Origin of the sequence: Phenylobacterium sp. Root700 (genome assembly GCF_001429025.1) — a bacterium.
Taxonomy (GTDB): Bacteria; Pseudomonadota; Alphaproteobacteria; order Caulobacterales; family Caulobacteraceae; genus Phenylobacterium.
On sequence record NZ_LMHT01000032.1, the window covers coordinates 19,084 to 36,655 of the forward strand.

Here is a 17,572-nt window from a genome sequence, read left to right on the forward strand (position 1 = left end):
TGCTTGCCGGGGTCTCGTCGTCGGGATGTTGGGGAAATGGTGTTCCCCCAACCCTAACCAGGGTTGGGGGAACATGGTGCCACCGCAGGGACTCGAACCCTGGACCTCAGCCTTACCAAGGATGCGCTCTACCACTGAGCTACGGCGGCGACGAGGCGCGGGCTATAGCCAAACCTCGGGCCGGAGTGAAGCGCAAAATCACCGAAAGCGCACTTGACCCACAGGTCGTCTCGCCGCACCCCCATAATCTATGGAAAAACCGGGAAAAACACTGGCTGAAGAGAGGGAGGCGGCGCTCGCCGCCGCGCTCAGGGCCAATCTGCGTCGCCGCAAGGCGGGGGCGCGGCCTGTCCCCAAGGTCGATGAGTCGGACAAGCGCTCGTGAAATGGGGCCGCTTCCGCCGGTCGCGCGCGCAGGCTAGATAGCGAGCGAAGGGTCTGGGAGAGCGCTCCTTAAGCGCATGCCCCCTTCCGAGGGACGAGATTGGATCGTATCGCCATCACCGGCGGCGCGCGGCTTGAGGGCGAAATCGCCATCAGCGGCGCCAAGAATTCGGCCATCAAGCTTATGGCGGCCAGCCTGCTTACCGACCAACCCCTGCGGCTCACCAACATGCCGCGCCTGGCCGACACACGCTTCCTTGGCCAGCTTCTGCGTCGGTTGGGGACCGAGATCGTCGAGCAGGACGGTGATGACGGCGCCGAGACCATCCTGCACACCCGTGAGATCGTCAGCGCCTTCGCCCCCTACGAACTGGTCCGCCAGATGCGGGCCTCCTTTAATGTGCTGGGACCGCTGATCGCGCGGACCGGACACGCCAAGGTCTCGCTGCCCGGCGGCTGCACCATCGGCGCGCGCCCTGTGGACCTGCACCTGGAAGCGCTGCGGGCGCTCGGCGCGTCCATCGACCTGCACGAAGGCTATGTTTACGCCCAGGCGCCGCGCGGCCTGATCGGGACCGAGATCGAATTCCCGTTCGTGTCCGTGGGCGCGACCGAGCACGTCATGCTGGCGGCCGTGCTGGCCAAGGGCGAGACGGTGTTGAGGAACGCGGCCCGCGAGCCTGAATTGGGCGACCTGGCCGATTGCCTGAACAAGATGGGGGCACAGGTGTCGGGGGCGGGGACCTCCGTCATCCGCATCCAGGGCGTCGATCACCTGAACGGCGCGACCCATTCGGTGATTCCCGACCGGATCGAGACCGGGACCTTCGCGCTGGCGGCCGCCATGGCCGGCGGCGAGGTGCGCCTGACCAGGACCCGCAGCGACTTCATCGACACCCTGCTGGACAAGATGGTCGAGGCCGGCGTCGAGGTGATCCGCCACAACGACGGCATGACTATCAAGCGCAACGGCGCTCGGCTGAAGGCGGTGGAGGTCGAGACCGATCCCTACCCGGGCTTCGCCACCGACCTGCAGGCGCAGTTCATGGCCCTGATGACGCTGGCCGACGGCGAGAGCGTGATCAAGGAGACCATCTTCGAGAACCGCTTTATGCACGCGCCTGAACTGGCCCGTCTGGGCGCCGACATCGTGGTGTCCGGCGGCGAGGCGCGGGTTCGCGGCGTCGAAACGCTGGAGGGCGCCCAGGTAATGGCCACCGACCTGCGGGCTTCGGTCAGCCTGGTGATCGCGGCCCTGGCCGCGCGCGGCGAGACGGTGGTCAGCCGCGTCTATCATCTGGACCGCGGCTTCGAACGGTTGGAAGAGAAGCTCAGCGCCTGTGGCGCCAATGTCCGCCGCATCGCCGGAACCGGCGAGCCCGAGGATTGAGATGACAGAGACTGCTGGCCTGCGCCTCCTGGCGGAAGACGCCGACGACCTCGCCGTGATCGCCGCCGCCCTGCAGGATGCGGTCGGCAAGATCGGCGACATCTCCTACGAGCCGACGACCCGTCAGCTGACCTTGGCGCTCAACCGCTATCGCTGGGAAGGCAAGGGGGGCGAGCGGGTGCGCTCGGCCATCCAGCTCGGCTCGGTGCTCAAGGTCCAGGCGCGCAAACTGCGGCGCGGGGCCAAGGACGCGGTGGTGGAACTGCTGAGCATCGGCTTCGAACCGGGCGAGGCGCCCGGCGGCGCGGTGGTCTTCACCTTCGCCGGCGGCGGCGACCTGCGGGCGCAGGTCGAGTGCCTCGACGTGGTGCTGGCCGACGTCAGCGCCCCCTGGCCGACACCCCGGACGCCCGCGCACCAGGTCTGAGGCGGCTCGTTTCAGATCGTCATCACCGGGCTGGTCCCGGTGATCCATACACACGAGCCGTCCGGGTTAATCTCTTGGGGCGGCGTCTATGGATGGCCGGCACGGAGGCCGGCCATGACGAGCGTGGGAGAGGGAAGGCCGCAATCGCATCTGTTGCGGCCCTAGCGCGGCAAGGCGCCGGCCGCTAAACAGCGCGCCATGCGCCGTTTCCGTTTCTCCGATCCCGGCTTCGAGGCCGCCTTCGCCGCGTTCATCGACGAGCGCCGTGAGACGCCCGAGGAGGTCGACACCGCCGTCCGTGACGTCCTGGCCGCCGTGCGCGCCGAAGGGCTGGACGCCGTGCTGCGCTTCGGGCGGCAGTTCGACCGCGCCGAGGTGGATGAGAGCAACATCCGGGTCACGGCCGACGAAATCGAAGCCGGCGCGGCCGAGTGCTCGCCCGAGGTTCGCGAGGCCATCGCCTTCGCCGCCAAGCGCATCCGCGCCTACCACGAACGTCAGCGCCCCGCCGACATGGCCTTCACCGACGAGGCCGGGGTCGAGCTGGGCTGGCGTTGGACCGCGATCGAAGCGGTCGGGATCTATGTGCCGGGCGGCCGCGCCGCCTATCCGTCGACCGTGCTGATGAACGCGGTGCCCGCCGCCGCCGCCGGCGTCGAGCGCATCGCCATGGTCACCCCGCCCGGACGCCTGCAGCCGGCTGTTCTGGCCGCCGCCAAGGAGGCTGGCGTCACCGAGATCTGGCGGGTCGGCGGGGCGCAGGCCGTGGCCGCCCTGGCCTATGGCGCTGGTCCCATCAAACCGGTCGACAAGATCGTCGGCCCCGGCAACGCCTATGTCACCGCCGCCAAGCGCCGGGTCTACGGCACGGTAGGCATCGACGCCCTGGCCGGTCCCTCGGAGATCGTGGTGGTGGCCGACGCCGCCAACCGTCCCGACTGGATCGCCGCCGACCTGCTGTCCCAGGCCGAACACGATCCCGCCGCCCAATCGATCCTGATCACCGACGACGAGGCGTTCGGCGAGGCCGTCGCCGCCCAGATCGGCGAACAATTGAAGGTGCTCAGCACCAGCGAGGACGCCGCCGCCTCCTGGCGTGACCACGGCGCGATCATCATCGCGCCGTTGGACGAGGCCCCGCGCCTGGTCAACTACATCGCCCCCGAGCACGTCGAGTTCGCGCTCGACGATCCCGAGCGCTTGGCCGACCAGGTGCGCCACGCCGGCGCGATCTTCCTAGGCCGGCTGACGCCCGAAGCCATCGGCGACTATGTGGCCGGCTCCAACCACGTCCTGCCGACCAGCCGCGCTGCGCGGTTCTCCTCGGGGCTGTCGCTTTACGACTTCATCAAGCGCACCTCGATCGTGAAGTGCGACGAGACGTCGTTCGCGATCCTGGGACCCCACACCGTCGCGCTCGCCGACGCCGAAGGGCTCCCGGCCCACGCGCGCTCGGCCGCGATCCGCCTGACCAAGCAGGGCTGAGCACTCTTCTCCTCTCCCCGCCGCCGGGGAGAGGCCGGGTGCGGGGCGTTGGCTGACGTTAGCAGAGCGCCGCTGCGCGCCGCCCCCTCACCTAACCTCTCCCGAGGGAGGGGAATCGACTGTCAACGAAGCTGAACAGTTCCTGTCAGTTTCGTCTCGGAGGCCGTTCAGGAAGCGCTCGCTAGGGTGTTCGTCATCGGGGCCGGAAGGCTCCAGGCAGAACCCTATCAAGGACGGAGACCTGGCTATGCGCACTCTGAAGATTTCGAAAATGATGCGCGGCGCGGCCGTGGCGACCCTGACCGGCGCTCTGGCGATCGGCGCCGTGAGTACGGCCAACGCCCAGCAGTACCGCGCGCCCACCGGCGGCGGCCCCGGCTCGATCGTTAGCTGCGACGCCCCTGGCGGCAAGCAGATGGGCGGCGCGTTGATCGGCGCCCTGGTCGGCGCGGCGGCCGGTTCGAACCTGGCCAAGAACGACCGCGGCACAGGCACCGCCATCGGCGCGGTGGCCGGCGCGGCCACTGGCTCCTGGGTCGGCTGCAAGATGCAGCGCGATGCGGCGAACCAGAACGCCTACTACGGCGGCCAGCAGCAACAGGAATACCGCCCGACGACCTACATGCAGAACGGCTATCGTCTGAACGGTAACCTGTCGCCGGCCTCCTTCGTCCGCGACAACGGGTCCTTCGTCGCTAACTCGACGCTGAACCTGCGGGCGGCGCCCACCACCTCGGCGGCGCGGGTCGGCAGCCTGCGGGCCGGCCAGACCTTCCAGGCGCTGGCCCGTGTCCGCGGCACCGAGTGGATCCTGGTGGGGCAGGGCGGCGTCGGGGTCGGCTACGTCCACGGCGCCTATGTTCAGCCCGCTGGCTATCAGAATGCGAACTATCGCTACTGAGTGAGCGAGCTCCGAGGGCCGGCGCAAGGCCGGCCATGACGAGCGAGAGAAGGTAAAAGCGTCCGGCGGGCCACGCCGGGCGCTTTTTCTTGTGCGTAGCGGCGAAGATCGCATGTGGCAGGATGACGTTAGGGGGTGCTTTGCAATAAAGCTCCAGGCAAGCCCTCACCCATTGAGCCATGGCCGACGAAGACCGCACCAAGCACCGCCTGCAGTCCGTGGAGATCGACGAGGATTCCCTCGCCGCGGTCTCGCGTGACCAGGAGCAGGAGCGGCAGATCGCGATCTTCGATCTGCTGGAGGAGAACTTCTTCTTCCCCGAGGGGGCGGAGGCGGGACCCTATGACCTGCGCATGGGCTTGCTGGAGAACCGGCTGGTGCTCGACGTCCGCGGGCCGGAGTACGAGAAGCGCCACATCCTGTCGCTGTCGCCGTTTCGGATGCTGATCAAGGACTACTTCCTGATCTGCGAGAGCTACTATCAGGCCATCCGCAACTCCACGCCCCAGCAGATCGAGGCCTTGGACATGGGTCGGCGCGGTCTGCACAACGAGGCGTCCGACCTGCTGCGGACCCGCCTGCAGGGCAAGATCGAGACCAATCTCGACACCTCGCGGCGGCTGTTCACGCTGATCTGCGCCCTGCATTGGCGAGGCTAGGGGCCGATGCCGGCTGACGCCTCGCGGCCGCCCTTGCCGGGCGCGGTGCTCTTCGCCTGCAACTTCAACCGCGTGCGCTCGCCCATGGCCGAGGCGCTGATGAAGCGCGCCCTGGGCAATCGGGTCTATGTCGACAGCTGCGGCCTGAAACGCGAGGCGGGCGACGCGGGCCACGGCGCCGACCCCTTCGTACGCTCGGTGATGGCCGAGATTTCCTGCGACCTCGAAAGCCATGCGCCCAAAACCTTCGACGATCTGGAGGACGCATCCTTCGATCTGGTCATTTCGCTGACCCCCGAAGCGCAGCATCGCGCGGTCGAGATGACCCGTGGGCGCTCGGCCGAAATCGAGTACTGGCCGACCTTCGATCCGACCCTGACGGACGGCTCGCGCGAGGCCCGAATGGCGGCTTATCGCGAGGTCCGCGACAGCTTGGCGCAACGGATCGCCGAGCGCTTCCCCCGCTAGCTATTGGAGATTTGAGCGCGTAAAGCGCTTAGCGCTACATCTGTAGCCCCGGCTCGCGTCGCGACTCACTTCGTTGGCCGTTTCCTTTGAACGCCACCTGTTGGAGCTTGCATGGCGAAAGAAGAGCTGCTGGAATTTCCCGGTACGGTCAGTGAAGTCCTGCCCAACGCCATGTTTCGAGTGAAACTCGAGAACGACCACGAGATAATCTGCCATACGGCCGGCAAGATGCGTAAGAACCGCATCCGCGTTTCGGCCGGCGACAAGGTCGTGGTCGAGATGACTCCCTACGACCTCTCCAAGGGCCGTATCACCTTCCGAGTTCGCTAGAGGCCTTTTGCCAAATATGACATCGCAGCGCCTGGTGCTGGCTTCCGCAAGTCCCAGGCGGATGGATCTCCTGCGTCAGGTCGGCCTGACGCCCGACGTGGTTGCGGCCGCCGAGATCGACGAAACGCCCCTGAAGACCGAGACCCCGCGCCAGACGGCGCTGCGCCTGGCGGTGGCTAAGGCCGCGACGGTCGCGGCAACACATGCTGACGCCTATGTCCTGGCCGCCGACACGATCGTGGTCGTCGGCACACGCATCCTGCCCAAGGTCGAGACGGAGGCGCAAGGTCGCAAGTGCCTGGAGCTGCTCTCTGGCCGCGCGCACAAGGTGATGACCGCGATCGCCGTGGTCGCGCCTGACGGCCGCGCGGTGAAGCGGTTGGTCGAGACCCGGCTGCACTTCAAGCGCCTGACGCCCGCCGAGATCGACGCCTATCTCCAGGACGGGGAGGGGATCGGCAAGGCCGGCGGTTACGCCATCCAGGGCAAGGCCGGCGCCTTCGTCATGTCGATCCAGGGTTCCTATCCGGCGGTGGTCGGCCTGCCGCTCTATGAAACAATGAACCTTCTCACCGGTCTGGGGTTTGTCCGCACATGAGCGAGCGTAGCCTCTTCCTGGATCGCGGCATCGGCGAGACGCGCGGCGTCGTCCTGCTGGACGGCCGTCCCGAACGCCTGCTGATCGAGCGCGACGGCGATGATCAGGCCACGCGCCTGGGCGCGCGCCACATCGGCCGGGTGCGCAAGGTCGAGCCGGCCTTCGCCTCGGCCTTTGTCGATCTCGGCGGCGTCGAGGCGCTGTTCTCGTTCAAGCCTGACGCCCGGCCGGTCGAAGGCCAATCGCTGGAGGTCGAGATCCGCACCGAGCCGCGGGTCGGAAAGCTGGCCACCGTTCGCGTGATCGGCCCCGCCCAGGGCGCGCCGCGCCTGCTGGCCGCGCCACCGTCCATGGCCGAGCAACTGGTGAGCTTCGCGCGCGGCGTGGAGATCATCGAAGGCCGCGAGGCCCGCCAGGTCGCCGACGAGGCCGAGGCCGAGGCGCTCGACATCATTCATCCGCTGCCCGGCGGCGGAAACCTGGCCATCGAGCCGACCCGCGCTTTGGTCGCCATCGACGTCGATATCGGCGAGCGCAAGGGCAATGACGTCAAGCGCGTCACCCGCGCGGCGAATCTGGCGGCCCTGGCCGCCGCCGGCCGCCTGCTGCGGCTCAAGAGCCTGGGCGGGATCGTGGTCATCGACCTGGTCGGGCGCGGCCACGACGGCAATGCGCTGCTGACCGCCGCTCGGGCCGCGTTCTCGCCGGACAATCCCGGTGTCGCCATCGGGCCGGTCGGCCGGTTCGGCACCATGGAGATGACCATCCCGCGCCGCGCGCCGCCGCTGGCCGAGACCCTCTGCGACGCCAACGGCGCCTTGTCGAACCTGACGCTGGCCCTGCGCCTGATCCGCGCCATCGAGAACGAGGGCGCCGCCCAGCCCGGCGCGCGCCTGACCGCCGTCTGCGCCCCCGCCGTCGCGCAGTCCGCCAAGCCGCTGGCCGAGAAGCTGGCCGCCAAGATCGGCGCCCGCTTCACGATTCGCCCCGAACCCGCCTCGCCCCGCGAACGCTTCGATGTGAGTGCGTCATGAGCGCCCCGTGCCCGGTCTGCAAAAAGCCCTCGATCCCGGAATACCGCCCGTTCTGCTCCAAACGCTGCGCGGACGTGGACTTGCAGCGCTGGCTGAGCAACCGCTACGCCATCCCGGTGGTCGATGACGACAGCCGTCCGGACGACGAAGATTCAGAAGACTGAAGAGCCGCTGGACAGGGGCGAACACCTCTTCTATAGACGCGGCTCCCGCGCAGGCGGGCTCGCCGTTTTCCTCCAGAACGCGGCGTTCTAAAGATCCAGAGCCGCTCGATCGTTGATCGGACCGGCTCTTGGCCTGGGTAGCTCAGTTGGTAGAGCAGTGGATTGAAAATCCACGTGTCGGTGGTTCGAACCCGCCCCCAGGCACCACTTCCTTTTTCCCTCAAATAGCTCGCTAGACCGCCGTCAGCGCACGCCGGTTATGACATCGCGCAAACGAACGCGCTGAGCGCTCGCCATTGTTCCAGCTTGCGCTCGAACGGCACGGCATGGGCCGGGCTGCTGGAGGGCAGGGTGATCAGTTCATAGCCAGTGTCGGCGGCCAGCTGCTTGCGGCCGATGCCGGCCGCCTTGCCGCCGTTGAAGGCGATGACCCTTAGCGACGGAAGGCCGGCGGCGAACGCGCCCAGCGTATTGGGCTGGTGGTTGCGGATATTGGTGTCCAGGCTCCCGACCCGTTCGGCCGAGGCGATCACGTCCCACACCCCGACGCCGGCGCTGAGCAATGTCTCGAGCCTGCTCTTATAGGCGGCGCTCACCAGCGCTCGCCCGGTCACGGCTTCCATCAACCGCCAGAACTGGTTGCGAGGGTTGGCGTAATATTGGGCATGGGCCAGCGAGATCTCGCCCGGCAGGCTGCCCAGGATCAGCAGCTGTGTCCGGGCGTCGGCGACGGCCGGGAACGAGGACTTGCTGGCGGTCAGCATCTTTTCCTTCTCGGTGCTCATTCTGGTCTCCGGTATTGGCCTGCCGGCGCCTTCAGGGGGCAAAGGCAGCAAACTGCGCCATGGCGCCCAGGACACGCCTGGGACTTCTTCGGGCGAGCGTCGCCGAACGTTGATTGACTCGGGCGCCCGGGAATCCCATGTCCCGGACATCGGCGCCACATGACTGAAAACGAGGCGGCGGGGCGCCAAATCGACGCGCCGGGGGCGGTTATTTCGAGACCCGCGTTCCGTCATAATTGCTGCGCCGCAGCAGAATAATTCCTCCAAAAGTAGAATTTCGACCGAGATTACTTGGACTGCGCGTTGTGCACCGCAGCATTACGTGGGCGCCTGACCCTTTCCTGAGGTCGGGGCCAAAAGTATGCCCTCTTGACGCTTGGAAAAGGGGTTGCCAAAGGACCCCTGCCGCACGTCTAACATAGCGGTAAGATTTCGAACTTCCCCCGGGAAGAACGAATTCGCACCCGTCTCCGAACGCCCGGTTTCACGTATGTGGAAGTAGGCGCAAGGGTCGGGCGCAGCGAAAGCGGCTCTCGCGTCTTGGACGGTGAAAACCGGGCAGGGCGACGGGCTTGTTTAGTTAGGGTGGGAGACGCTCTCGCGCGACGACCCTTCGGTCCAAACGTGCTAGACCAATCAGGAACTGGCGACAGATGCTCGACAACAAACGAAAGATCCCTTTCATCGCTCTCCTTGGCGCTGTTGCGCTGATGACGAGCGCGCCGGCGTTCGCGCAGGAAGCCGCCGCTCCGGCCGCTCCGGCCGCCGCCGACGCTGCAGCGGCCGCTCCGGCTGCTGACGCCGCGGCCACCGCCGCTGCTCCTGCCGCCGACGCCGCCGCTCCCGCGGCCGACGTCGCCCCGGCGACCATTGAACATGCCGGTCAGCTGACCGTCATCCAGATGTTCCTCGACGCCCAACCGGTCGTTAAGGTCGTCATGATCGGCCTGGTCCTGGCTTCGATCCTCTCCTGGACCCTGCTGGTCACCAAGCTTGTCGAATTCGGCTCGCTGAACAAATCCTCGGACCGCTTCGTTGAAGCTTTCCGTGGGGCCAAGTCGGTCAACGACATGGGCCGTATTGCGCTTTCGGACGAATTCGAAGGTAACCCGCTGGCCGATATGGCCGCCGCGGCGACCCAAGAAGTCGAACTGTCGCGTCAAGCGGGCCTCGCCGTTAACGGCGCTCACCGTGAAACCACGCTGCACCGGGCTGAAATGGCCGTTGGTGCGGTTCAGGCCAACCTCGGCAAGCGTCTGTCCAGCGGCATGCAGTTCCTGGCCTCCGTCGGTTCGTCCGGTCCGTTCATCGGTCTGTTCGGTACCGTTTACGGGATCATGAACTCCTTCATCGGCATCGCGAACACCAACACGACCAACCTGGCCGTCGTCGCCCCCGGCATCGCCGAAGCGCTTCTCGCCACCGGTATCGGTCTGTTCGCCGCTATCCCCGCGGTTATCTTCTACAACTACTTCCAGACCCGCATCTCCGCTTACGGCGCGCGTACGGAAGGCTTCGTTGCTGAACTGATGAACGCCATTTCCCGGCAGCTCGACAAAGGGGCCTAACCGACATGGGAGCCAAACTCTCAGGTTCTGGGGGTGGCCGGTATGCGGTAGACGCGAACAGCGAAATCAACGTTACGCCCTTCGTGGACGTTATGTTGGTCCTCCTGATCATCTTCATGGTCGCGGCGCCAATGGCCGCCGTGACTGTGCAAGTTGCTCTTCCACCCGCAGTCGCTAAGCCCTCAACGAACCCTCCTAAGCCGGTCTACATCAGCATCCAATCGGGCGGCAGCATCTATCTTGGTGACACCCCCACGGACATCGCTGATCTCGGTGAAAACCTGCGCAGCACGATCGGGCAACGTAATCCGGAGAAAGAACGCATCTTCATTCGCGCCGACAAGGACGTCCTCTACGGGGACTTCATGGGTGTGATGAACATGCTTCAGGACAACGGTTTCTACAGCGTGGCCCTCATCGGCGAAGACAAGAACTAGGGGGGTGACGAATGGCTGAAACCACCGACACTACCCAGGAAGAGCACCACGAGCGGAGCGTCTTTGACGAACCGAAGAAGAAGCGCAATGTTGGCGTCACTGTCGCCATCGTCGGCTCCTTCGTCGTGCACGCCGCTCTTGGTTACTATCTGTACAAGTCCAAGTTCGAGCCGACGTACAAGGAGTACTCGGATGACGTGACGGACGTGGCTATTATCAAGCCCGCTCCGCCTCCGCCTCCGCCGCCCCCGCCTCCGCCGCCGAACACGCCTCCGCCGCCGCCGCCGAAGCTGCAACCGCGGCCTCCGGTGAACGTGCCGGCTGACATGCCGACGATCCCCCCTCTGCCGGTTCCGCCGGTTGAGAAGCGGATCGAGACTCCGGAACCGCCGAAGGCTGCGCCTCCGGCTCCTCCGCGTCCGTCGGTCATCACGAACCCCGATTGGGCTCGTCGACCGTCAGGCGAGGACATCGCGCGGTACTATCCGGATCGCGCGATGCGGATGAGCATTGAAGGCCGAGCTACGCTCAGCTGTTCAGTGACGGCGAAGGGAAGCCTCGAAAACTGCGACGTGCAGTCCGAGGAACCTGCGGACCAAGACTTTGGGTCGGCGGCCCTGCGGTTGAGCAAGCTCTTCCGTATGCGTCCGAAGACCCAGGACGGCGCGCCCGTCGAAGGCGGCACTGTGCGGATTCCGATCCGCTTCGTGCTTCCGAAGGGCTAACGGCTTCCGAGCCGATAGCGTCGACCACAAGAATGAGCCCCGGCGGTGCGAACCTCCGGGGCTTTTTCGTGCGCGGTGATTTTTCTTGGAAAGATCACTTGGTCGCAGTCAGCAGCGCTTGATTGGTCCGCCGACCGCGACTAGAAGAACGCCTCGCGATGAGCCGCCTTAGCTCAGCTGGTTAGAGCGCTAGATTGTGGATCTAGAGGTCCTCGGTTCGAAACCGAGAGGTGGTACCATCGCGAGTAGCCCCGTTTCCGGGGCCCCCGACTTTCCTACATGCTTAGGTTCAACAGCGCGGGGTCGCCGCCCTGGGCGGTGATGTTCACGCTGACCGCGCGTTCGATCGCATAGCGTGACAGGGCGTTGGGTCCGCCGGCCTTTGGCCCGGTGCCCGAGAGGCCTTCTCCGCCGAAGGGCTGGACGCCGACAACCGCGCCGATGATCGAGCGGTTCACATAGACATTGCCAGCTGGAACCAAGCCGCGGACTTCCGTGGCGAAGGCGTCGATGCGCGAATGCACCCCCAGGGTCAGGCCGTAGCCGAGCGCGGCCAACTGCCCGGCGACCTTGGCCAGATCGGCGGGTTCGTAGCGCACTACGTGCAGGATCGGGCCGAAGACCTCGCGCTCCAGGAAGTCGGCGGCCGGGATTTCGGCCAGCACCGGGCCAAAGAAGGTCCCGCCCTTGGGAGCTTCCAACTGGTGCAGAACCTTCGCCTCGGTTTTGAGGCGGGCCAGGTGGCGGGAAAGCGCGCCGTGGGCTTCCTCGTCGATCACCGGCCCGACGTCGGTGGCTGGGTCGGCCGGATCGCCGATGACCAAGGCGTCCATCGCGCCCATGAGGCACTCGATGAGCATGTCGGCGGTGTCGGTGGGCAGGAAAAGGATCCGCAGCGCCGAGCAGCGCTGACCCGCTGAGCCGAAGGCCGAGAGGACGACGTCGTCGACAACCTGTTCCTTCAGCGCCGTGGTGTCCACGAACATGCCGTTCAGGCCGCCGGTCTCTGCGACGAACGGGATGATCGGGCCCGGGCGAGCGGCCAAGGTCTGGTTGATTCTGCGCGCGGTGTCCGTTCCGCCGGTGAAGGCGACGCCGTCGCAGCCGGGATGAGCGGTCAAGGCCGCGCCGACGCTCTCGCCGCGTCCGGGCGTGAGGGCGAGGAGGGCGGGGGGGAGACCGGCCTCGTGGAACAGGGCGACAGCCTCGGCGGCGATCAGCGGCGTCTGCTCGGCAGGCTTGGCCACCACGGCGTTGCCGGCCGCGAGGGCCGCGGCGATCTGGCCCGTGAAGATCGCCAACGGGAAGTTCCAAGGGCTGATGCAGACGAACACGCCGCGGCCGTGCAGTTCCAGGCTGTTGGTCTCGCCGACCGGACCCTTGAGGATCTCGGCGGCGCCGAACTTGGTCTGGGTCAGGTGAGCGTAGTAGCGGCAGAAGTCGACGGCCTCGCGGACCTCGGCGACGCCGTCGGCCAGGGTCTTGCCGGCCTCGCGGGCGCAGATGGCGATCAGTCGCTCGGCGTTGGCCTCCAGGGCCGCGCCCATGGCGCGAAGCACCTCGGCGCGGCGGAAACCGCCGATGGCGTTCCAGGCCGGTTGCGCCGCCCGTGCCGCGGCGAAGGCCGCGTCGATATCGGCGTTGGAGGCTTCAACGACGTGACCGACCACGCTCCCTCGCTCCGATGGGCTTTGCACTTCAGCTAGCTCGGCGCCCTTACGCAGGACGCCGCTGATCAAGGGGCCGGAGGCCAGGGGCTGCAGGGCGCGCGCCGCATGGTGCAGGCGCGCGGCCTCGTCAGGAACCGAGAGATCGACGCCCAGCGAATTCTTGCGCTCGGCCCCGTAGATGTCGGCCGGGCGCGGGATCTTCGGGTGGGGGCCGACGCCGGCCTTTTCGACGGCGGTGATCGGGTCGACCACCACGTCCTCGGCCGGGACGCGCTCGTCCAGCAGCGCGTGGACGAAGGAGGTGTTGGCGCCGTTCTCGAGCAGGCGGCGCACCAGATAGGGCAGCAGGTCCTCATGGCCGCCGACAGGGGCGTAGGTCCGCACCACGGCGCCGGCCCGCAGGTCGTCGGCGGCGCGATAGAGCGCCTCGCCCATGCCGTGCAGACGTTGGAACTCGATCTTGACGCCGGCTTGCTTGGCCATGGCGTGGACCGCCGCCAGGGTGTGGGCGTTGTGGGTCGCGAACTGCGCATAGATCGCGGGGCTGGCGGCGATCAGTTCGCGTGCGCAGACGAGGTAGGAGAGGTCGGTCGCGGCCTTGGTGGTGAACACCGGATAGTCGGGGCGGCCATTCACCTGGGCGCGCTTGATCTCGGAGTCCCAATAGGCGCCCTTCACCAGCCGGACCATCAGCCGGCGGCCGCTGCCTCTGGCGATCTCGGCGACGCGGGCCACGGCGAGAACGCCGCGCTTCTGGTAGGCTTGGACCGCGAGGCCCAGTCCCTTCCAGTCGCCCAGCTCGGCCTCGCGCGCCAAGCGGTCCAACAGCTTGAGCGAGAGGGTCAGCCGATCGGCTTCCTCGGCGTCGATGGTGAAATTGATGTCGTGGCGCGCGGCGATCAGCGCCAGGCGTTTCATGCGTGGATAGAGCTCGGTCCAGACCCGCGCCTCGTGCGTCGCCTCATAGCGCGGGCAGAGCGCCGACAGCTTCACCGAAACCCCATGCCCGGCCTCCGGACCTGCGCCCTTGGAGCCCTTGCCCACCGCTTCCAGCGCGTCGGCGTAGGACTGTTCATAGCGGGCGGCGTCGGCCGCCGTCCGGGCGCCTTCGCCCAGCATGTCGAACGAGCAGACCTGGCCCTCCTTGGCGGCACGCTTCAGCGCGCTCGCGATGGTGCGGCCAAGGACGAACTGCTCGCCCATGATGCCGATCGCCTGGGCGACAGCCTTGCGCACGACCGGTTCGCCGATCCGTTCGACCAGGCCGCGCAGGAAGCCGGGCGGGTCGCTGCGAGCCTGGTCGTCGACCTCGACCAGCTTGCCGGTCAGCATCAGGCCCCAGGTCGAGGCGTTGACGAACAGACTGTCGGATTGGCCAAGGTGGCTGGCCCAATCGGCGCCGCCGATCTTCTCGGCGATCAATCGGTCGCGGGTGTCTTCGTCGGGCGTGCGCAGCAGAGCTTCGGCCAGGCACATCAGGGCCAGGCCTTCGCGGGTGCTGAGGCTGAACTCCTGCAGGAAGCTCTCGACCACGCCTTGCCGTTTGGCCGATCTGCGGGCGGTCCGCACCAGATCGACGGCCTGGGCGCGCACGGCGGCGCGCTGATCGGCCGACAGCGGGCGCGCCGCCAGCAGGGCGGTCACGGCCTCCGTCTCGTCCCGATACTTTGCGGAGAGGTCGTCTAGAGCGGTCCAGGAGGTCATGGCTTGGGCCTTGAAGGATTTGAGTTTCTATCGTCCGGCGTAACTCTTACGATTGCGGATGTCCTGCGGACCTATGCGCCATGGGCCGTACAGATGGATGCGAAAGGGAGAAGATGCCGGAGGCTGTGCAGCTGGATGACACTGACCGCCGATTGCTGCGGGTGCTGCAGCGGGATGGGCGGATCAGCAACCTGGATCTCGCCACCCAGTGCCACATCTCGCCCTCGGCCTGTTCAGACCGGGTGCGGCGTCTGCGCGAGCGGGGCGTGATCAAGGGTTTCGCCGCGATCCTCGATCCGAAAGCCATCGACCGCGCCCTCCTGATCTTCGTGGAAGTTCAGCTTGATCGCACGACGGGCGACACCTTCACAGAGTTCGCCCAGGCCGCGCAGCGTACGCCGGAAATCCTCGAATGCCACATGGTGGCGGGCGGCTTCGACTACCTGATCAAGGCGCGGGTCAGCGACATGGAGGCCTATCGCGGCTTCCTGGGCGAGGTCTTGGTCGGCATGCCCGGCGTCCGTGAGACGCGGACCTATGCGGTGCTGGAAGAGGTCAAGTCCGTGACCGAGTTGCCGGTCTGATCAGTAGCCGGCCTGTGGCGAGACCAGTCCCTCGATCGGCTCGCCGCGACGGAAGCGGGCGATATTGGCGGCGATCCGCGCTGAGGCGCTGACAGGGTCGGTGGCCGCCGCCACATGCGGCGTGATCGTGATCGCGGGATGAGGCCAGAAGGCATGATCGGCGGGCAGGGGCTCGGTCTCGAAGACGTCCAGCACGGCGTGTGAGATCTGGCCGCTCGCCAGCGCGGCCAGCAGGTCGGCCTGCACCAGATGGCCGCCGCGCCCGACATTGATCACGCTGGCGCCGAGTTTCATGCGACCGAAGGTGTCGCGGCCAAGGACGCCTCGGGTCTGGGCGGTCAGCGGCAGCAGGTTGACCACGATGTCGCTGCTCGCCAGCAGGTCATCAAGGTCGCCATGGCTGCGGCTCCAGGCGCAGACCCTGAAGCCAAGTTTCTCCAGCAGCGCCGCGCTGGCCCGCGCCATCTCTCCAAAGCCCAGCAGGCCGACCTGACGTTCGGCCGCCGGGGGCTGGGGCAACGGGTTCCAGACGCCCTGCGCCTGCTGGTCGCGATAGGCCGGGGCTTGGCGGTGTAGAGCCAGCACATGGGCGGCGATGGCCTCGGCCATCTGCGTGGCGAGGCCCGGATCGATCAGCCGGGCGAGGGGCAGATGAACGGGCAGGGCGGGATCGCCTAGCAGGCCATCGACCCCGGCCCAGGCCGACTGGATGAACCGCAGGCCAGGCATTGTCGCCAGCTGGCCCGGCGCGGGATTGGCCACGACTGCGATGTCCGCGTCGTTCGCCAACCCAGCCACGATACGCTCCTCTGGAAGCGCGGCGCGCAGGGCTTCCAGCCACTGATCGGTAGCGTTGGCGGGCAAGCGGGCGAGAAAGGCGATGGTCATGGGGTTTCAGATAGCATTCACGGTCGGCCTTGCGCGCGCCCCGATTTCGGCGTGACCTCGCGCGATGAAGCTCAATCCCGAAGACACCGTGATCCTGGATCGACTGGCGGGCGAAGAGGCCGAAATCCTTGGCCGCGCCGTCGACTGGTGCGCCATCCCGTCTGGCAGCCGTAACCTCGCGGGTCTCGAATCTCAACGCGCCGTGCTTGTAGACGTGCTGCGCGAACTGCCGGGAAAGGTCGAAAGCCTAGCCCTGGCCGACAGCCATGAGGTCGCCGCCGACGGCGAATTGCGAGCCCAGCACCACACGCCGGCCCTGCGCCTGACGGTTCGGCCCGACGCGGCGGTGCAGGTGATCCTGACCGGCCACTACGACACCGTCTATCCGGCTGAGAGCAGCTTCACTCGCGTGGTCCCGCGCGGTGACGGCGCCCTGAACGGACCGGGGATCGCCGACATGAAGGGCGGGATCAGCGTCATGCTCGCCGCCCTGCGGGCCATTGAGGCCCATCCCGCCAAGGCCGATCTCGGCTACCGCGTCCTGCTCTCGCCGGACGAGGAGATCGGGTCGCTGGCCTCAGGGCCGTTGCTCGCCGAACTGGCCGGGCAGGGCCATGTCGGCCTGACCTATGAACCGGCCATGGCCGGCGGAGCCCTGGCCGCTGAACGCAAGGGCTCAGGCAATTTCCACGTGGTGGTGCGGGGCCGGGCGGCGCATGCCGGCCGCGACTTCGCCAAGGGCCGTAACGCGATCGCCGCGGCCGCCGACCTCGCCGTGCGGCTCGCGGCCGCCAACGGCCAGCGCGACGGCGTGACCCTGAACGTCGCGCGGATCGACGGCGGCGGACCGCTGAACATGGTGCCCGACCTGGCCGTGGTCCGGTTCAACATCCGACTGCCGGATGCGGCGGCGGGCGAATGGGCGCTGGCCTTCGTGAAGCAGGCCGTGGCGGCGACGCAGGTGGACGGGATCGAGGCCGAATTGCACGGCGGCTTCACCCGCCCGGCCAAGCCGTTCACACCGGCGCAGCAGACCTTGTTCGGAGCGGTGAAGCAGGCCGGCGCCCTGCTGGGCCAGGAGATCACCTGGGCCTCGTCGGGCGGAGTCTGCGAGGGCAACAACCTCTTCGCGGCCGGGCTGCCGAACGTCGACACCCTGGGCGTTCGCGGCGGCGACATCCACAGCGAGGCCGAACACGCCTGGCCGGGGAGTTTCGTGGAGCGTGCTCAGCTCTCGGCCCTGATCCTGGCCAAGCTCGCCACCGGCGAGATCCCCGCCGCGAAGATCAAGGCGGCGATGGGTTAGATGCTCCCCCTCTGGGGGAGCTCCCGGCCTTTTGGCCGGGTGAGGGGGACTTTGACTCCTGCCGC

General features: G+C 67.3%; 18 protein-coding genes and 3 tRNA genes. 17 read left to right on the forward strand and 4 right to left on the reverse strand.

Annotated elements, in window-relative coordinates; all coding sequences use genetic code 11:
• Positions 1–74 precede the first annotated feature (74 nt).
• Positions 75–149: transfer RNA gene (locus tag ASE02_RS16670), tRNA-Thr, on the reverse strand.
• 335 nt (positions 150–484) lie between these two features.
• Here ASE02_RS16670 and murA point away from each other — a divergent pair.
• From murA to ASE02_RS16725, 11 genes are all read left to right on the forward strand, one after another.
• A complete protein-coding gene (murA, locus tag ASE02_RS16675; RefSeq protein ID WP_056735670.1) occupies positions 485–1,774 on the forward strand; it encodes a UDP-N-acetylglucosamine 1-carboxyvinyltransferase in 1,290 nt (429 codons plus the stop codon).
• Between the two features lies 1 nt (position 1,775).
• Positions 1,776–2,201 (forward strand): DUF2948 family protein, encoded by a 426-nt coding sequence (locus ASE02_RS16680; RefSeq protein WP_056735671.1) that lies wholly within the window; start codon positions 1,776–1,778, stop codon positions 2,199–2,201.
• A 198-nt stretch (positions 2,202–2,399) separates the two neighbouring features.
• Positions 2,400–3,686 (forward strand): histidinol dehydrogenase, encoded by a 1,287-nt coding sequence (hisD, locus tag ASE02_RS16685; RefSeq protein ID WP_056735672.1) that lies wholly within the window; start codon positions 2,400–2,402, stop codon positions 3,684–3,686.
• A gap of 247 nt (positions 3,687–3,933) precedes the next feature.
• Positions 3,934–4,587, forward strand: a complete 654-nt coding sequence (locus ASE02_RS16690; protein ID WP_056735673.1) for an SH3 domain-containing protein — start codon at positions 3,934–3,936, stop codon at positions 4,585–4,587.
• Between the two features lie 179 nt (positions 4,588–4,766).
• Entirely contained in the window at positions 4,767–5,246 is a 480-nt protein-coding gene (locus ASE02_RS16695) for a UPF0262 family protein (protein WP_056735674.1), read from the forward strand.
• Positions 5,247–5,252: 6 nt separating this feature from the next.
• Entirely contained in the window at positions 5,253–5,714 is a 462-nt protein-coding gene (locus tag ASE02_RS16700; protein WP_056735675.1) for a low molecular weight phosphatase family protein, read from the forward strand.
• A 111-nt stretch (positions 5,715–5,825) separates the two neighbouring features.
• Positions 5,826–6,044, forward strand: a complete 219-nt coding sequence (infA, locus tag ASE02_RS16705; RefSeq protein WP_056735676.1) for a translation initiation factor IF-1 — start codon at positions 5,826–5,828, stop codon at positions 6,042–6,044.
• A 16-nt stretch (positions 6,045–6,060) separates the two neighbouring features.
• Entirely contained in the window at positions 6,061–6,642 is a 582-nt protein-coding gene (locus tag ASE02_RS16710) for a nucleoside triphosphate pyrophosphatase (protein WP_056735677.1), read from the forward strand.
• Positions 6,639–7,676 (forward strand): ribonuclease E/G, encoded by a 1,038-nt coding sequence (locus tag ASE02_RS16715; RefSeq protein WP_056735678.1) that lies wholly within the window; start codon positions 6,639–6,641, stop codon positions 7,674–7,676. The genes ASE02_RS16710 and ASE02_RS16715 overlap by 4 nt, the downstream gene beginning before the upstream one ends.
• Positions 7,673–7,840: a DNA gyrase inhibitor YacG gene (locus tag ASE02_RS16720; protein WP_056735679.1), complete on the forward strand. Its 168-nt coding sequence runs from the start codon at positions 7,673–7,675 to the stop codon at positions 7,838–7,840. The genes ASE02_RS16715 and ASE02_RS16720 overlap by 4 nt, the downstream gene beginning before the upstream one ends.
• Before the next feature lie 131 nt (positions 7,841–7,971).
• Positions 7,972–8,047 (forward strand) — tRNA-Phe (locus ASE02_RS16725).
• Positions 8,048–8,097: 50 nt separating this feature from the next.
• On the opposite strand, the gene ASE02_RS16730 is transcribed toward ASE02_RS16725, so the two are convergent.
• On the reverse strand, positions 8,098–8,625 hold the full coding sequence (locus tag ASE02_RS16730; RefSeq protein ID WP_235536729.1) for a DNA-deoxyinosine glycosylase: 528 nt from the start codon (positions 8,623–8,625) through the stop codon (positions 8,098–8,100).
• Between the two features lie 653 nt (positions 8,626–9,278).
• Between ASE02_RS16730 and exbB the strand changes: the two genes are divergently transcribed.
• The 4 genes from exbB (at position 9,279) to ASE02_RS16750 (ending at position 11,594) form a co-directional block, all read left to right on the forward strand.
• Positions 9,279–10,193 (forward strand): tonB-system energizer ExbB, encoded by a 915-nt coding sequence (exbB, locus tag ASE02_RS16735; protein WP_056735680.1) that lies wholly within the window; start codon positions 9,279–9,281, stop codon positions 10,191–10,193.
• Between the two features lie 5 nt (positions 10,194–10,198).
• Positions 10,199–10,630: a biopolymer transporter ExbD gene (locus tag ASE02_RS16740; protein WP_056735681.1), complete on the forward strand. Its 432-nt coding sequence runs from the start codon at positions 10,199–10,201 to the stop codon at positions 10,628–10,630.
• A gap of 11 nt (positions 10,631–10,641) precedes the next feature.
• Positions 10,642–11,355 carry an energy transducer TonB gene (locus tag ASE02_RS16745; RefSeq protein ID WP_056735682.1) on the forward strand — a complete coding sequence of 238 codons (714 nt, stop codon included), beginning with the start codon at positions 10,642–10,644 and terminating at the stop codon, positions 11,353–11,355.
• Positions 11,356–11,517: 162 nt separating this feature from the next.
• Positions 11,518–11,594: transfer RNA gene (locus ASE02_RS16750), tRNA-His, on the forward strand.
• A gap of 36 nt (positions 11,595–11,630) precedes the next feature.
• Here the strand turns inward: ASE02_RS16750 and putA are convergent.
• Entirely contained in the window at positions 11,631–14,729 is a 3,099-nt protein-coding gene (putA, locus tag ASE02_RS16755; RefSeq protein WP_056735683.1) for a bifunctional proline dehydrogenase/L-glutamate gamma-semialdehyde dehydrogenase PutA, read from the reverse strand.
• 113 nt (positions 14,730–14,842) lie between these two features.
• Between putA and ASE02_RS16760 the strand changes: the two genes are divergently transcribed.
• Complete coding sequence (locus tag ASE02_RS16760; RefSeq protein ID WP_056735684.1) at positions 14,843–15,313, forward strand: Lrp/AsnC ligand binding domain-containing protein; 471 nt, start codon at positions 14,843–14,845, stop codon at positions 15,311–15,313.
• On the opposite strand, the gene ASE02_RS16765 is transcribed toward ASE02_RS16760, so the two are convergent.
• Positions 15,314–16,201 (reverse strand): glyoxylate/hydroxypyruvate reductase A, encoded by an 888-nt coding sequence (locus tag ASE02_RS16765; RefSeq protein WP_056735685.1) that lies wholly within the window; start codon positions 16,199–16,201, stop codon positions 15,314–15,316.
• Between the two features lie 64 nt (positions 16,202–16,265).
• Between ASE02_RS16765 and ASE02_RS16770 the strand changes: the two genes are divergently transcribed.
• Positions 16,266–17,507 (forward strand): hydrolase, encoded by a 1,242-nt coding sequence (locus tag ASE02_RS16770; protein WP_056735686.1) that lies wholly within the window; start codon positions 16,266–16,268, stop codon positions 17,505–17,507.
• Positions 17,508–17,572 lie beyond the last annotated feature (65 nt).

Excerpts from the sequence above, each read along its gene's own strand:
- ASE02_RS16680 (WP_056735671.1), top strand. The coding sequence starts at position 1,776 with ATGACAGAGACTGCTGGCCTGCGCCTCCTGGCGGAAGACGCCGACGAC.
- hisD (WP_056735672.1), top strand. The coding sequence starts at position 2,400 with ATGCGCCGTTTCCGTTTCTCCGATCCCGGCTTCGAGGCCGCCTTCGCC.
- ASE02_RS16690 (WP_056735673.1), top strand. The coding sequence starts at position 3,934 with ATGCGCACTCTGAAGATTTCGAAAATGATGCGCGGCGCGGCCGTGGCG.
- ASE02_RS16695 (WP_056735674.1), top strand. The coding sequence starts at position 4,767 with ATGGCCGACGAAGACCGCACCAAGCACCGCCTGCAGTCCGTGGAGATC.
- ASE02_RS16700 (WP_056735675.1), top strand. The coding sequence starts at position 5,253 with ATGCCGGCTGACGCCTCGCGGCCGCCCTTGCCGGGCGCGGTGCTCTTC.
- infA (WP_056735676.1), top strand. The coding sequence starts at position 5,826 with ATGGCGAAAGAAGAGCTGCTGGAATTTCCCGGTACGGTCAGTGAAGTC.
- ASE02_RS16710 (WP_056735677.1), top strand. The coding sequence starts at position 6,061 with ATGACATCGCAGCGCCTGGTGCTGGCTTCCGCAAGTCCCAGGCGGATG.
- ASE02_RS16715 (WP_056735678.1), top strand. The coding sequence starts at position 6,639 with ATGAGCGAGCGTAGCCTCTTCCTGGATCGCGGCATCGGCGAGACGCGC.
- ASE02_RS16720 (WP_056735679.1), top strand. The coding sequence starts at position 7,673 with ATGAGCGCCCCGTGCCCGGTCTGCAAAAAGCCCTCGATCCCGGAATAC.
- ASE02_RS16730 (WP_235536729.1), bottom strand. The coding sequence starts at position 8,625 with ATGAGCACCGAGAAGGAAAAGATGCTGACCGCCAGCAAGTCCTCGTTC.
- exbB (WP_056735680.1), top strand. The coding sequence starts at position 9,279 with ATGCTCGACAACAAACGAAAGATCCCTTTCATCGCTCTCCTTGGCGCT.
- ASE02_RS16740 (WP_056735681.1), top strand. The coding sequence starts at position 10,199 with ATGGGAGCCAAACTCTCAGGTTCTGGGGGTGGCCGGTATGCGGTAGAC.
- ASE02_RS16745 (WP_056735682.1), top strand. The coding sequence starts at position 10,642 with ATGGCTGAAACCACCGACACTACCCAGGAAGAGCACCACGAGCGGAGC.
- putA (WP_056735683.1), bottom strand. The coding sequence starts at position 14,729 with ATGACCTCCTGGACCGCTCTAGACGACCTCTCCGCAAAGTATCGGGAC.
- ASE02_RS16760 (WP_056735684.1), top strand. The coding sequence starts at position 14,843 with ATGCCGGAGGCTGTGCAGCTGGATGACACTGACCGCCGATTGCTGCGG.
- ASE02_RS16765 (WP_056735685.1), bottom strand. The coding sequence starts at position 16,201 with ATGACCATCGCCTTTCTCGCCCGCTTGCCCGCCAACGCTACCGATCAG.
- ASE02_RS16770 (WP_056735686.1), top strand. The coding sequence starts at position 16,266 with ATGAAGCTCAATCCCGAAGACACCGTGATCCTGGATCGACTGGCGGGC.